The 357-nt window shown below is 50.0% G+C and carries 1 protein-coding gene; it reads left to right on the plus strand.

What is annotated here, in order from left to right; genetic code table 11:
* A partial coding sequence (locus AB4Z08_RS35890) for a hypothetical protein (protein ID WP_441578585.1) occupies window positions 1-357 on the plus strand: 357 nt, incomplete at both ends.

Here is a 357-nt window from a genome sequence, read left to right on the forward strand (position 1 = left end):
ACAGATAATGATAATATCACTTACACCGTTCTCGTAACACCTGCCGCWGATGGCGCGGTATCCCTCCAGGTACCGGCCAGTGTAGCCGTGAACGTGGGCAACAACAGCAATACTGCTTCCAATACATTAAGCCTCGTTTTTGCAGGAACTGCTCCAGTCGTAACAGCAGTAGACGTACCAGCAAATGCCATTTACAGACTTGGTCAGGTGCTCTCCTTCACTGTTCACTTCAGTGAACCTGTAAATGTTACCGGTGCTTCATCGCTGGATGTAATCATAGGCGCCACTACAAGATCCGCTACACTTGTGAGCGGCAGCGGCACCAATGCTTTACTGTACAGCTACACGGTACAGCAG

This window comes from Chitinophaga sp. RAB17 (genome assembly GCF_052114225.1).
Classification (GTDB): domain Bacteria; phylum Bacteroidota; class Bacteroidia; order Chitinophagales; family Chitinophagaceae; genus Chitinophaga.